Annotated in this window: 11 protein-coding genes; 2 read left to right on the forward strand and 9 right to left on the reverse strand. The window is 63.5% G+C overall.

The genetic code is table 11. From position 1 onward, the window contains the following. The first annotated feature begins 295 nt into the window (after nt 1-295). Both lptF and lptG read left to right on the forward strand, forming a co-directional pair. Nucleotides 296-1,411 (forward strand): LPS export ABC transporter permease LptF, encoded by a 1,116-nt coding sequence (lptF, locus tag ACJA3S_RS04875; protein WP_406821006.1) that lies wholly within the window; start codon nt 296-298, stop codon nt 1,409-1,411. After that, nucleotides 1,404-2,465, forward strand: a complete 1,062-nt coding sequence (gene lptG, locus ACJA3S_RS04880) for an LPS export ABC transporter permease LptG (protein ID WP_170028429.1) — start codon at nt 1,404-1,406, stop codon at nt 2,463-2,465. Before lptF ends, lptG begins: the two co-directional genes overlap by 8 nt. Before the next feature lie 160 nt (nt 2,466-2,625). Here lptG and ACJA3S_RS04885 read toward each other — a convergent pair whose 3' ends face one another. The 9 genes from ACJA3S_RS04885 to ACJA3S_RS04925 all read right to left on the reverse strand — a co-directional run bounded on the left by ACJA3S_RS04885 (nt 2,626) and on the right by ACJA3S_RS04925 (nt 13,226). Beyond that, on the reverse strand, nt 2,626-3,114 hold the full coding sequence (locus ACJA3S_RS04885) for an RDD family protein (protein WP_170028430.1): 489 nt from the start codon (nt 3,112-3,114) through the stop codon (nt 2,626-2,628). A gap of 90 nt (nt 3,115-3,204) precedes the next feature. Next, nucleotides 3,205-3,417 carry a cold-shock protein gene (locus ACJA3S_RS04890; protein ID WP_075043881.1) on the reverse strand — a complete coding sequence of 71 codons (213 nt, stop codon included), beginning with the start codon at nt 3,415-3,417 and terminating at the stop codon, nt 3,205-3,207. A gap of 358 nt (nt 3,418-3,775) precedes the next feature. Continuing rightward, nucleotides 3,776-4,897, reverse strand: a complete 1,122-nt coding sequence (gene gcvT, locus ACJA3S_RS04895; RefSeq protein WP_406821007.1) for a glycine cleavage system aminomethyltransferase GcvT — start codon at nt 4,895-4,897, stop codon at nt 3,776-3,778. A gap of 27 nt (nt 4,898-4,924) precedes the next feature. Beyond that, nucleotides 4,925-6,301: an L-serine ammonia-lyase gene (locus tag ACJA3S_RS04900; RefSeq protein ID WP_406821008.1), complete on the reverse strand. Its 1,377-nt coding sequence runs from the start codon at nt 6,299-6,301 to the stop codon at nt 4,925-4,927. A gap of 111 nt (nt 6,302-6,412) precedes the next feature. Continuing rightward, nucleotides 6,413-9,268, reverse strand: coding sequence for an aminomethyl-transferring glycine dehydrogenase (gene gcvP, locus ACJA3S_RS04905; protein ID WP_406821009.1), 2,856 nt, complete (start codon nt 9,266-9,268; stop codon nt 6,413-6,415). Nucleotides 9,269-9,279: 11 nt separating this feature from the next. Continuing rightward, the gene (gcvH, locus tag ACJA3S_RS04910; RefSeq protein WP_406821010.1) at nt 9,280-9,663 is read right to left on the reverse strand and encodes a glycine cleavage system protein GcvH; all 384 of its coding nucleotides are present in this window, start codon (nt 9,661-9,663) and stop codon (nt 9,280-9,282) included. 328 nt (nt 9,664-9,991) lie between these two features. Continuing rightward, nucleotides 9,992-11,446 (reverse strand): TrkH family potassium uptake protein, encoded by a 1,455-nt coding sequence (locus ACJA3S_RS04915; RefSeq protein WP_406821011.1) that lies wholly within the window; start codon nt 11,444-11,446, stop codon nt 9,992-9,994. A gap of 136 nt (nt 11,447-11,582) precedes the next feature. After that, on the reverse strand, nt 11,583-12,176 hold the full coding sequence (locus ACJA3S_RS04920) for a histidine phosphatase family protein (RefSeq protein WP_406821012.1): 594 nt from the start codon (nt 12,174-12,176) through the stop codon (nt 11,583-11,585). 3 nt (nt 12,177-12,179) lie between these two features. Continuing rightward, a complete protein-coding gene (locus tag ACJA3S_RS04925; RefSeq protein ID WP_406821013.1) occupies nt 12,180-13,226 on the reverse strand; it encodes an SDR family oxidoreductase in 1,047 nt (348 codons plus the stop codon). Between the last annotated feature and the right edge of the window lie 3 nt (nt 13,227-13,229).

Here is a 13,229-nt window from a genome sequence, read left to right on the forward strand (position 1 = left end):
ATCCCCGAATGATCGATGCAGTCGGCGCTGTGTGCTCCAGCGCTCTGGACGGGCCTGGCTGCGTTATCGCGCGCCAGCGGAAAAGCTGCCAGTTTGAGCCTGCGGCAAGCGTGCTGACAACCCCGTTGTACGCCTTCATGCGCGGCGAAGTGACAGGGGCGTTCAATCACAGGATAATGCGCGCACTTTACATGGAGGTTCGCCTTTGGCGAACCGGCATTGGTCTTGGATGTACTAAGTCATTGTCTGGCGCCATTGCTTGGCAGTCCGCCCTGACAACCCAGGAGTGTCTGGTTTGATCGTCTTTCGTTATCTGTCCCGCGAGGTCCTGGTGACCTTGAGCGCCGTCAGCGCCGTGCTGCTGGTGATCATCATGAGCGGGCGCTTCATCAAGTACCTGGCCCAGGCTGCCCAGGGTGTGCTCGACCCGAGCGTGCTGTTCCTGATCATGGGCTTCCGCCTGCCGGGTTTCCTGCAGCTGATCCTGCCTTTGGGGCTGTTCCTCGGCATTCTCCTGGCGTACGGGCGCTTGTACCTGGAAAGCGAGATGACCGTGCTGTCGGCCACTGGCATGAGCCAGCAGCGCTTGCTCGGCCTGACCATGGCGCCGGCCGCCCTGGTTGCCCTGCTGGTGGCCTGGCTGAGCCTGAGCCTGGCGCCGCAGGGCGTTGCCCAGGTACAGAAGATCATCAGCCAGCAGGATGCCCTGACCGAGTTCGACACTCTGGTGCCGGGCCGCTTCCAGACCCTGCGCGATGGTTCGCGGGTAACCTACACCGAACAGTTGTCTGACGATCGCATCAACCTGGCCGGGGTGTTCATCTCGGAAAAACGCTTCAACCAGGACAAGACCAAGGACCGCGCGCCGTCGGTGCTGGTCGCGGAAAAAGGCCACCAGGAAATCCAGGCCGACGGCAACCGCTACCTGGTGCTGGAAAACGGCTACCGTTACGACGGCAACCCCGGCCAGGCCGACTACCGCGCCATCAAGTACGACACCTACGGCGTGCTGCTGCCCAAGCCGGAGGTCAGCGAGGAAGTGACCGAGCGCGAAGCCATCCCCACCTCCGAGCTGATCGGCAAGCCGGGCCTGCGTGAGCGTGCCGAGCTGCAATGGCGCCTGTCGCTGCCCATCCTGGTGTTCGTCGTCACCCTGCTGGCGGTACCGCTGTCCCGAGTCAACCCGCGCCAGGGGCGCTTCCTCAAGCTGCTGCCGGCAATTCTTCTGTACATGGCCTACCTGACAATGCTGATTTCCGCACGCGGCGCGCTCGAGAAGGGCAAGTTGCCGATCGCCCTGGGCATGTGGTGGGTCCACGGCCTGTTCCTGCTGATCGGCCTGGGCCTGATGTACTGGGAGCCGCTGCGCCTCAAGCGCGCCGCCCGCCGTGCGGAGGTGGCCCATGGCTAAACTCGACCGTTACATCGGCCAGAGCGTGCTGCTGGCCATTCTCGCCGTACTGGGCATCATCCTTGGCCTGGCTTCGCTGTTCGCCTTCATTGATGAAATGAGCGACCTCAGCGATACCTACACGGTGATGGAGGCGGGTAACTTCGTTTTGCTCACCGCCCCACGGCGCCTGTACGAAATGCTGCCGATGGCCGCCTTGATCGGTTGCCTGATCGGCCTGGGCAGCCTGGCCAGCAGCAGCGAACTGACCATCATGCGCGCTGCCGGGGTATCGATCGGCCGCATCGTCTGGGCGGTGATGAAGCCGATGCTGGTGCTGATGCTGGTCGGCCTGCTGATCGGCGAATACGTGGCACCGGTGACCGAGAACAAGGCCCAGGCCGACCGTTCGCTGGCCCAGGGTGGGGGTGAGGCACAAAGCTCCAAGCGTGGCATGTGGCACCGCCAGGGTGACGAGTTCGTGCACATCAACGCCGTGCAGCCCAACGGCCTGCTGCTGGGCGTGACCCGCTACCGCTTCGACAGCGAACGCAAGATCGTCACTTCGAGTTTCGCTCGTCGCGCCCAATACCAGGACGATCACTGGCTGCTTGCCGACGTGCGCACCACCTTCTTCCGTGGTGACCATACCGAAGTGGTGAACACGCCGCAGGAGCGCTGGGACGTTTCGCTCACCCCGCAGCTGCTCAATACCGTGATCCTGGCGCCTGAGTCGCTATCGATTACTGGCTTGTGGGACTACATCCACTACCTGTCCGACCAGGGCCTGAACAACGCCCGTTACTGGCTGGCGTTCTGGACCAAGGTGTTGCAACCGATGGTGACCGCGGCGCTGGTGCTGATGGCGATCTCGTTCATTTTCGGCCCGTTGCGTTCGGTGACCCTTGGCCAGCGCGTGTTCACCGGTGTGCTGGTGGGCTTCGTGTTCCGCATTGCTCAGGACCTGCTGGGGCCATCGAGCCAGGTGTTCGGCTTCCCGCCGCTGTTGGCGGTGGTGATCCCGGCCGGCATCTGTGCGCTGGCAGGGATGTGGCTGTTGCGCCGGGCGGGGTAATGGCCTGAACTGTACAAAAAAGCCGACCTCAGGGTCGGCTTTTTGCTGGCATTTGTGTTGGCTTCTTCGCGGGCGTGCCCGCTCCCACAGGTTCATCACAGCCCCTGTGGGAGCGGGCACGCCCGCGAATAGGCCGGAAGCAGGCAATACAGGTCTCAGCTCATTTCTTCTGCTTCGGTACCCGCACCAGCTGGCTTTCCGAGTAGATGTCATGCCAGCCGCGCTTGCGCTTGTCGATCAGCGCCCAGAAGAAACCCAGCCCCAGGCACAGCCACGAGGCGATCGATACCACGAAGCGCAACAGCGCCTGCCACAGGCTGATGGCCGTGCCATCGGCGTTCTGCACCCGCACCCCCCACACCTGCATGCCCAGGGTCTGCCCGCCATGGGTCCAGAACTTGGCAAAAAAGCCGAACAGGGCAAACAGCAGTAGCGTCGACAGCAGCGGGTCGCCATCCAGCGCACCGGCCTCGGTCAGCTCGCGCATGCGTGCTTCGCCGATGATCGCCATCTGGATCATCTTGTAGGCGCCAGCGGTCACGATCAGCAGCGCCGTGCACAGCAAAAAGTCGTAGAACATCGCCGCCAGGCGCCGGCCCAGGCCGACCGGCGGGAAATCACCCTGGGGTGTAAGCAGAGGCTTGGACATGCAGAACGGCTCCAGAAGACGAAGCCGATATTCTACGGGCAAAAAAAAGCCCCTGCACTTGGCAGGGGCTTTTTCGAAGTCGGGCTCGGCTTAGCCGATGACCTGAACTTTGTCAGCTTGCAGGCCTTTCTGGCCTTGCACTGCTTCGAAGGAGACCTTCTGGCCTTCTTTCAGGCTCTTGAAGCCGTTGCCTTCAATAGCGCGGAAGTGCACGAACAGATCAGCACCGCTTTCTGGGGTGATGAAACCGTAACCTTTTTCGTCATTGAACCACTTGACGGTACCGTTCTGACGCTCAGCCATTGTCTTATTTCCTATGAAGCTTGAATTTTGATGACAGTTTCTTTTGCAATAAATAGTAAGCAAAAGATTACTGGGCTGGGTTGCAGGAAAGTAAGAGACGTCAAACGGGTTGTAGCAGATTGCGGCTACTGGCCCAGGTCACGAACTGTTGCGACCCATGCAAACACAGTGCAGTGACTCTACGCCAACTCCCGAGCGAAAAACAAGCCCTTGCTCGTCTGGAAAATCGGCCGTTTGCCGATAACCGACCAGTTTGTCGGAAACGGCATGGCGCCTGGCCTGGCGCCATGTTCAAAAGTTATTAGGCAGGTTCGGAAACGAATAAGCCGAACCTGCCCGCACGCTTCACAAAACGGCTTCAGCCTCGGTAGTAACGTTGCGCCACGAAAGGCATTTTACTGACTTTCAAAGCCACCTTCTTGCCACGCACCACAGCAAACAGTGGCGTGTCGATTGCTGCATGTTCGCTATCGATATAACCCATTGCGACCGGTGCGCCGAGTGTCGGGCCAAAGCCGCCACTGCAAACTTTGCCTACCGGGTGATCGTTGGCATCGACAATGTCAGCGCCTTCGCGCACTGGCGTACGTTCCTGCGGCAACAGGCCCACGCGTTTGCGCGGCACGCCATCGCGCTGCTGGGCGAAGATGTGCTCGGCCCCAGGGAAGCCGCCGGCACGCGCGCCATCGGCCCGGCGTACCTTGGAAATGGCCCACAGCAGGCTGGCTTCGACCGGGGAGGTTTCGCTGTTCATGTCGTGGCCGTACAGGCACAGGCCGGCTTCCAGGCGCAGCGAGTCGCGCGCGCCCAGGCCGATCGGCTGCACTTGCGGCTCGGCCAGCAGGCGACGGGCCAGGGCTTCGGCGGCGTGTGCCGGTACCGAAATCTCGTAGCCGTCTTCGCCGGTATACCCCGAGCGGCTGACGTAGCAGTCTTCACCCAGCAACTTTACTGCGCGGAACTGCATGAAGGTCATGCTGGCTACTTCCGGGGCCAGGCGCGCCAGCACCTCGGCTGCGGCCGGGCCTTGCAGGGCCAGCAGGGCACGCTCCTCGAACAGCGCTTGCACCTCGCAGCGGCCACCGATATGCGCTCGCAGGTGGGCCAGGTCCTGGTCCTTGCAGGCGGCGTTGACTACCAGGAACAGGGTGTCGTTGCCCAGGTTGGCGACCATCAGGTCGTCGAGGATACCGCCTTGCTCATTGGTGAACATGGCATAGCGCTGCATGCCTACCGGCAGGTCGAGGATATCCACCGGCACCAGGCTTTCCAGGGCCTTGGCGGCGTCGCTGCCGTGCAGCTTGATCTGGCCCATGTGCGAGACATCGAACAGGCCGGCCTGCTCGCGGGTGTGCAGGTGCTCCTTGAGCACGCCCAGCGGGTACTGCACTGGCATGTCGTAGCCGGCGAACGGCACCATGCGCGCACCCAGTTCCAGGTGCAGGGCGTGCAGCGGGGTCTTGAGCAGTGTTTCGGACATCGGTGACTCCTTGCTGTAGTTGTCGGGTCAACATTCGATGATGTTGACGGCCAGGCCGCCGCGGGCGGTCTCTTTGTATTTGCTTTTCATGTCGGCGCCGGTCTGGCGCATGGTGCGGATCACCTTGTCGAGCGACACGTAGTGCTGCCCGTCGCCGCGCAAGGCCATGCGCACCGCATTGATCGCCTTCACCGAGCCCATGGCGTTGCGCTCGATGCAAGGCACCTGGACCAGCCCGCCAATCGGGTCGCAGGTCAGGCCCAGGTTGTGTTCCATGCCGATTTCGGCGGCGTTTTCCACTTGTTGCACGCTGCCGCCCATCACCTCGCACAGCGCCCCGGCGGCCATCGAGCAGGCCACGCCGACCTCACCCTGGCAGCCCACCTCGGCGCCGGAGATGGAGGCGTTCTCCTTGTACAAGATGCCGATGGCCGCGGCGGTGAGCAGGAAGCGCACCACCCCGTCTTCGCTGGCGCCAGGCACAAAGCGCATGTAGTAGTGCAATACCGCCGGCACGATGCCTGCCGCGCCATTGGTGGGCGCGGTGACCACCCGCCCGCCGTTGGCGTTTTCCTCGTTCACCGCCAGGGCGTAGAGGTTGACCCAGTCGAGTACCGACAGGGCATCGCGCAGGCTGGCTTCCGGGTGGCCGCTCAGCTGGCGGTACAGCGCCGGTGCCCGGCGCTTGACCTTCAGCCCGCCCGGCAGGATGCCTTCATGCCGGCAGCCGGCGTCCACGCAGCCCTGCATCACCTGCCAGATGCGCAGCAGGCCGGCACGGGTTTGCGCCTCCGGGCGCCAGGCCGCTTCGTTGGCCAGCATCACCTGGCTTATCGACAGGTTTTGCGCGGTGCAATGGCCGAGCAGCTCTTTGGCGGTCTTGAACGGGTAGGGCAGTGGCGTGCTGTCCTCGACGATACGGTCGTGGCCGGCGGCATCCTCGTCGACCACGAAACCACCGCCCACCGAGTAGTACTCACGGCTACGGATCTGCAGGCCGGCCTCGTCGAAGGCGCGGAAGATCATGCCGTTGGGGTGGTAGTCCAGTGGCTTGCGGATCATCGCCAGGTGCTGTTTTTCGACGAACGCGATGCTGTGCTCGCCGAGCAGGCTGATGCGGCCGCTGTCGCGGATCGCCTGCAGGCGAGCGGGGATGGTGTCGGTATCGACGCTGTCGGGGTGTTCGCCTTCAAGGCCCAGCAGTACGGCCTTGTCGCTGCCGTGGCCCTTGCCGGTGGCGCCCAGCGAGCCATACAGCTCGGCTTTGACGCTGCGGGTACGGGCGAGCAGGCCATCACGGCGCAGCCCCTCGGCGAACCGTGCGGCTGCGCGCATGGGGCCGACCGTGTGGGAGCTGGAGGGGCCGATGCCGATCTTGAACAGGTCGAAGACGCTCAGTGACATGGGAGACCTCCAGCCAGGAATATTGGGCGGATTTGGTGAACCCTGTGGGAGCGGGCATGCCCGCTCCCACAGAGGCCCACACCTCAAGCAAGGTAGCGGGCGCGGGGGCTATCAGGCGTCCTGATAGCTCTCGATCGACGGGCAGGCGCAAACCAGGTTGCGGTCGCCGAACACGTTGTCGACCCGACCGACCGGCGGCCAGTACTTGCCTTCCACCAGGCTCGGCAGCGGGTACACCGCCTGCTCGCGGCTGTAGCCGTGGGCCCATTCGCCAACCAGCTCGGCCGCGGTGTGCGGCGCGTTCTTCAGCGGGTTGTCGTCCTTGTCCAGGCTGCCGTTCTCGACCGCGCGGATTTCTTCGCGGATCTGGATCATCGCGTCGCAGAAGCGGTCCAGTTCTTCCTTGGACTCGCTTTCGGTCGGTTCGATCATCAACGTACCGGCCACCGGGAAGGACATGGTCGGGGCGTGGAAACCGAAGTCGATCAGGCGCTTGGCCACGTCGTCGACGCTGATGCCGCTGGTGTCCTTCAGCGGGCGCAGGTCGAGGATGCACTCGTGGGCCACCAGGCCATTGCCGCCGGTGTACAGAACAGGATAGTGCTCTTCCAGGCGGCGAGCGATGTAGTTGGCGTTGAGGATCGCCATCTGCGAGGCACGCTTGAGGCCGGCACCGCCCATCATGCGAATGTACATCCAGGTGATCGGCAGGATGCTGGCGCTGCCGAACGGCGCGGCACATACCGCGCCTGCGGTGTTGTCCAGCTGCGCGTGGCCGGGCAGGAACGGTGCCAGGTGCGACTTGACGCCGATCGGGCCGACGCCTGGGCCGCCACCACCGTGCGGGATGCAGAAGGTCTTGTGCAGGTTCAGGTGGGAAACATCGCCACCGAACTTGCCCGGCGCGCACAGGCCGACCATGGCGTTCATGTTGGCGCCGTCGATGTACACCTGGCCGCCGTTGTCGTGGATGATCGCGCAGATTTCGCCGATCGCTTCCTCGAACACGCCGTGGGTCGACGGGTAGGTGATCATGATCGCGGCCAGGCGCTCGCGGTGTTCGATGGCTTTGGCGCGCAGGTCCTCGACATCGACGTTGCCGCGGGCGTCACAGGCGGTGACCACCACGCGCATACCGGCCATGTGCGCGGTGGCCGGGTTGGTGCCGTGGGCCGACGACGGGATCAGGCAGATGTCGCGGTGGCCTTCGCCACGGCTGCGGTGGTAGGCGCGGATGGCCAGCAGGCCGGCATACTCGCCCTGCGAACCGGCGTTGGGCTGCAGCGACACGGCGTCATAGCCGGTGGCAGCGCAGAGCATGGCCTCCAGCTCGGTGGTCAACTGCAGGTAGCCCTGGCTCTGCTCGGCCGGGGCGAACGGGTGCAGGTTGCCGAACTCGGCCCAGGTGACCGGGATCATTTCGCTGGCGGCGTTGAGCTTCATGGTGCACGAGCCCAGCGGGATCATGCTGCGGTCCAGCGCCAGGTCCTTGTCGGCCAGGCGGCGCAGGTAGCGCATCAGCTCGGTTTCGCTGTGGTAGCGGTTGAACACCGGGTGCTGGAGGATGGCCGACTGACGCAGCAGCGCCGCAGGCAGCAGCGAGCCGGTGCGGCTGGCCAGGGCGTTGAAGTCTGGCTGCGCCTGGTCGCCACCGAGCAACTGCCACAGGGCTTCGACATCGGCCTGGCTGCTGGTTTCGTCGAGCGACAGGCCGAGGTGGTCGGCGTCGATCTGGCGCAGGTTGATACCCTGGGCGCGGGCCTTTTCATGCAGGCTCGCGGTGGCATTGCCGGTGGCCAGGGTCAGGGTGTCGAAAGCGCTGCTGCCGACTACCTGGAGGCCCAGTGCCTTCAGGCCGGCGGCCAGGATCGCGGTCAGCGCATGGGTGCGTTCGGCGATGCGCTTGAGGCCGGCCGGGCCGTGGTATACGGCGAACATGCTGGCGATGTTGGCCAGCAGCACCTGGGCGGTGCAGATGTTGCTGGTGGCCTTCTCGCGGCGGATGTGCTGTTCGCGGGTTTGCATGGCCAGGCGCAGGGCGGTCTTGCCGAAGCGGTCGATCGACACGCCGACCAGGCGGCCCGGCATGTCGCGCTTGAACGCATCGCGGGTGGCGAAGTAGGCCGCGTGCGGGCCGCCGAAGCCCAGTGGCACGCCGAAGCGCTGGGCGCTGCCGATGGCCACGTCGGCGTCGAATTCACCCGGTGGGGTCAGCAGGGTCAGGGCCAGCAGGTCAGCGGCCACGGCCACCAGGGCATTGGCCGCGTGGAAGCGCTGCACCACCTCGCGGTAGTCGAACACTTCACCGTTGCTGGCGGGGTATTGCAGCAGGGCGCCGAAGAACCCGCTGACATCATCCAGCTCGCGCTCGTCAGCCACCACGATCTCGATACCCAGCGGCTCGGCACGGGTGCGCAGCACGTCGAGGGTTTGCGGGTGGCAGTGTACCGAGGCGAAGAAGGCATGGCTGGCCTTGTTCTTCGACAAGCGCTTGCAGAAGGTCATGGCCTCGGCCGCGGCGGTGGCTTCGTCGAGCAGCGAGGCGTTGGCGATCGGCAGGCCGGTCAGGTCGCTGATCAGGGTCTGGAAGTTCAGCAGCGCTTCCAGGCGGCCCTGGGAGATTTCTGGCTGGTAGGGGGTGTAGGCGGTGTACCAGGCGGGGTTTTCCAGCAGGTTGCGCAGGATCGGTGCCGGGGTGTGGGTGTTGTAGTAGCCCTGGCCGATGTAGCTCTTGAACAGCTGGTTCTTGCCGGCAATGGCCTTGAGCGCAGCGAGCGCGTCGGCTTCGCTCTGGCCGTCGTGCGCACCCAGCACGCTGGTGCCCTTGATGCTGTCGGGGATGACCGCGTCGGTCATGGCCTCCAGCGAGTCGAAGCCGAGGGCGGCCAGCATGGCTTGTTCGTCAGCGGCACGCGGGCCGATGTGACGGGCGATGAATTCGTTGGCGGTGCCGAGGTTGATGGTCATGGCGCAGGTCCTCAGGCGTCGTCGTTGGCTTTGATCAGGCGGTTGTAGGCCTCCTGGTCGAGCAGGTCGGCTACGGCGCTGGCATCGGCGGGAATGAAGCGGAAGAACCAGCCTTCACCCAGCGGGTCTTCGTTGACCAGTTCCGGGCTGTCTTCGAGCTGGTCGTTGACCTGCACCACTTCACCGGTCAGCGGCATGTACACGCCGCTGGCCGCCTTGACCGACTCGACGGTGGACGCTTCGCTGCCTTTCTCATACTGCTGCAACTCTGGCAGTTGCACGAAAACCACGTCGCCAAGGGCGTTCTGGGCGTAGGCGGTAATGCCCACGGTAACGCTGCCATCGGCTTCGACGCGCAGCCATTCGTGATCTTCAGTGAAACGCAACTCGCTCATGGGGAATCCTCGGGAAGCAGGGGCGTTGGGCGCGGTGGTTCCGCGCTCTTGGGTTGGGATTCCCTTAGCAAAAATGCGGCCAATCGTTAAAAGGTCTTTTAAATCAACTAGTTATGTTTTAGGCCAGCGCTTGACGTGTTCACAGTGGAATGAAAACGCTACAAGCAACCGCTGCAGAAAAAGCGTAGGAGGATCAAACCCTTGCCCAGGGCCTCCCAGGCAAGCCTGTATCGAATTAAATACGGTGTAATGAAATAGCTACAGTGATGCCGCCAGCACCACAGGCCGTCGCCTATGGAAGTGCCTTGCAGGCGCGCCTCAGTTCTGCCTAGAAGCGCCAGAATGCGGGGGCAACCAGAACCAGCACGGTAAGAATTTCGAGCCGGCCCAGCAGCATGCCGATCGTCAGCAACCACTTCGCCGCATCGGGCAGCGAAGCAAAATTGCCGGCCGGTCCAATCAGATTGCCCAATCCGGGCCCGACATTGCACACGGCGGTGGCGGCACCGCTCAAGGCCGTGGTCCAGTCGAGGCCGATCAGGGTCAGCAGCAGGGCGATCACCGCAATGGTGATGAAGAAGAAGAACGAGAAGGTCAGCAGCGAGCGTACGATATCTTCGTCGATGGGGTGGCCATTGTACTTCTTCGAAATCGTCGCGCGCGGATGGATCAACTGCTTCAGGCTGCTGACCAGCAACGATGCCGCCACCTGGAAGCGGAAGATTTTCAGGCCCCCGGCCGTCGACCCTGAACAGCCCCCGACGAAGGTCAGGTAGAAGAACAACAGCACCGCAAAGCTGCCCCACAGCGTGTAGTCACCGACCGCAATCCCCGTCGTGGTGACCACCGAGGTGACATTGACCGCCACGATCCGCAACGCGTCCCACCACGACAAGTCGCTGTGCCAGCAGAGCCACGTGCCCACCGTGACCGACACGAAAGCCAGAAAGCCGAGGAAGCCGCGTACCTGATGATCCTTGATCAAGGCCCGGCGGTGGCCGCGCAAGGTCGCCACATACAAGGTGAAGGGCAGGCTGCCGAGGATCATGATGACCACCGCCACCCAGTGCACTGCGGGCTGGGTCCAGTGCCCGAGCGATGCATCGGAGGTCGAGAAGCCACCGGTCGAGATCAGTGACATTGCATGGTTGATGGCTTCGAACGGGGTCATCCCGGCGGCCCACAGCGCCAGCGTGCCGACTGCGGTGAGCCCCAGGTACACCGCCAGAATCATCTTCGCCGCGACGTGCGAGCGCGGTGTGACTTTGTCCGACCAGTCCGAAGATTCGGTCTGGAACAGGCGCATGCCACCGACGCGCAACAGTGGCAAGACCGCGACGGCCATGCCAATGAAGCCGATGCCGCCGAGCCAGTGCAGCATCGAGCGCCAGATCAACAGCCCGGGCGAGGCGCTGTCGAGGCCGGTCAGGACCGTGGAGCCGGTGGTGGTGATGCCCGACATGGTTTCGAAGAATGCATCGGTGTAGCTGATGTGGCGGATCAGCACCATGGGCAAGGCGGCGAACGCGCAGACCACGATCCAGCTTGCGGTGGTCAGGAAATACATGTCCCTGGCGCGGATCTGCGGCGCTTCAGGTACGCCGCGGGCTACCAGCACCAGGCCAGCGCACAGCGCGATCAGGCTCGACCAGAGAAACGCGCCAAGATCGTCGCTGCGGCTGTACAGGATCAACGTGGCCATGGGTACGACCATGCTGAGGGACAACGTGATCAGGAACACACCGATGATGAAGGCGATGAAGCGCAGCGCGGGGAGAGGCATCGAACAGGCTCGCTTGGAATATCCCGGGCAGTATTTACAGCGCCACCGCATTGTCGAGTAAAAAAACCGTAAAGGTCATGACCCGGCCGGCGCATCGTAAGGGGCTGTTCGACAGTTTATCAGCGCTGCGTTCGTGTCATCGGGCTTCCCCTGTTCGGGTCGGGCTATCAATGCGCTTGGCAAGCACGACTGCGCTCCAGTAGTGGCTGCCGTTGTGGCTCCGGCGAGTCCACCCGTGTGCCATCAGTTGCCTGGCAATCATCCGGTTCATCAAGCCATGACCCAGCAGCAGTACCGGCCCCTCGCTGGCAAGTGACAGTAACCGTTGCGCTGCCATGCTGGCACGGAGCCTGGCAGCGCTGACGGTTTCGACATCGCGCGAGTAACCGCACAACCACAGCAGGCGAAGGATGAATGCCCAGGTCGACGGTGAAAGTCGAGGTAACCTCCATTGGCCATACGGCAGCTGCGCTTCACAAAAAAGTGCATCGACGTGGCTGGGCTCAAGGCCAAGCGCCTGTAGCGAGCTCAATGCACGTGGCGCTGTGCTCGACACGATCACCCGTGCCCGCGTGGCAAGCTGCAGGCTGGCGGCCGGGACGGGCTGGTCGATGATTCCGGCGCGGTTGTAGCCGTTGATCCAGCCCTGCATATCGAGTGCGGACACTTTTTTTTTGCCGGCAACCAGCGCCGGCTGGCCGTGGCGCATCAGGATTATTTCCCTGTCCATGGGCTAGTGGCTTTCCTGTTTCGTGAACGAGCCGTGTCGTGCAAACCAGCCGTGGTCTCGATACCACGCCACGGTATCGGCGACAGTCAGTTCCAGCGCCCTGAAACTCAGCCCGAGCGCGTGTTCGCTTTTGCTGTGGTTGAAGCGTGTACGGTCCTTTTCCCGCACCAGCAGGCGCAGCGTGGCCAAGCTTAGCAGGATGGGCTTGCCGGTGAGCCGCGCATACATTTCCTGGATTGCGGCCAGGCAGAACAGCAACGGCAACGGCAAATGCCGTGTGGGCGTGCGTACGCCGGCCAGACGGCCCACTATCGGTACCAGTTCGGCCATGGTCATATGCCGCCCAGCGGCCAGGTAGCGTTCACCGCTGCGTCCTTGGGTGGCCGCGGCAATCTGCGCCAAAGCCACATCGCGGGCATCCACCACTGAAAAGCTACCCGGGATCAAGCCCGGCAGTTTGCCCTGCACCACATCGTTGACCAGTTGCCCGGCCGACGTCGGGCCGATGTCGCCAGGGCCCCACATCCAGCCTGGGAGTACCATGCAGGCGTACATGTCGGGGTGGGCCTGGAGAAACGCAGCCACCACACGGTCAGCGAGGATCTTGCTGCGGTAGTAGTCATCGGCATCTGCTTCGGCCCGCAGGCATGTCTCATCGATGGCTGTGCCAGGTGCGCCGTCGAGCACCGCAATGGACGAGGTGTGAATGAACCGGCGGATGCCGGCCTGGTAGGCCTGTTCCAGCAGGCGGCGGGTACCGCTCACATTGATCTGCTCAAGTGCCTGCCAATGGCTGCCGCCCTTGTAGTTGTCGCGAAAGAACGCCGCCGTATGGAATACCGTATCGCAGCCGTGCAACGCCGCCGCGAAGGCGTCGACATTGGCCATGTCGCCTTCCACCAGCTCCACTTCGGGCAGATCGGCAAACTGCTGTCGGCCCTTTGCGCTCGACCGCACCAGCCCTTTGACCGTGTAGCCACGTGCGACCAGTTCACGCACCAGGTTGTTGCCCAGCAAGCCGGTTGCACCGGTCACGAACACATTGCGCATGGC

It is taken from the genome of Pseudomonas sp. KnCO4 (genome assembly GCF_045344305.1).
Lineage (GTDB): Bacteria > Pseudomonadota > Gammaproteobacteria > Pseudomonadales > Pseudomonadaceae > Aquipseudomonas > Aquipseudomonas anuradhapurensis.

What these genes read in the sequence shown, in the direction of transcription:
- ACJA3S_RS04900 (WP_406821008.1), bottom strand. Translation starts at nt 6,301, where the DNA reads ATGTCACTGAGCGTCTTCGACCTGTTCAAGATCGGCATCGGCCCCTCC.
- ACJA3S_RS04925 (WP_406821013.1), bottom strand. Translation starts at nt 13,226, where the DNA reads ATGCGCAATGTGTTCGTGACCGGTGCAACCGGCTTGCTGGGCAACAAC.
- gcvH (WP_406821010.1), bottom strand. Translation starts at nt 9,663, where the DNA reads ATGAGCGAGTTGCGTTTCACTGAAGATCACGAATGGCTGCGCGTCGAA.
- lptG (WP_170028429.1), top strand. Translation starts at nt 1,404, where the DNA reads ATGGCTAAACTCGACCGTTACATCGGCCAGAGCGTGCTGCTGGCCATT.
- ACJA3S_RS04885 (WP_170028430.1), bottom strand. Translation starts at nt 3,114, where the DNA reads ATGTCCAAGCCTCTGCTTACACCCCAGGGTGATTTCCCGCCGGTCGGC.
- ACJA3S_RS04890 (WP_075043881.1), bottom strand. Translation starts at nt 3,417, where the DNA reads ATGGCTGAGCGTCAGAACGGTACCGTCAAGTGGTTCAATGACGAAAAA.
- ACJA3S_RS04920 (WP_406821012.1), bottom strand. Translation starts at nt 12,176, where the DNA reads ATGGACAGGGAAATAATCCTGATGCGCCACGGCCAGCCGGCGCTGGTT.
- ACJA3S_RS04915 (WP_406821011.1), bottom strand. Translation starts at nt 11,446, where the DNA reads ATGCCTCTCCCCGCGCTGCGCTTCATCGCCTTCATCATCGGTGTGTTC.
- gcvT (WP_406821007.1), bottom strand. Translation starts at nt 4,897, where the DNA reads ATGTCCGAAACACTGCTCAAGACCCCGCTGCACGCCCTGCACCTGGAA.
- gcvP (WP_406821009.1), bottom strand. Translation starts at nt 9,268, where the DNA reads ATGACCATCAACCTCGGCACCGCCAACGAATTCATCGCCCGTCACATC.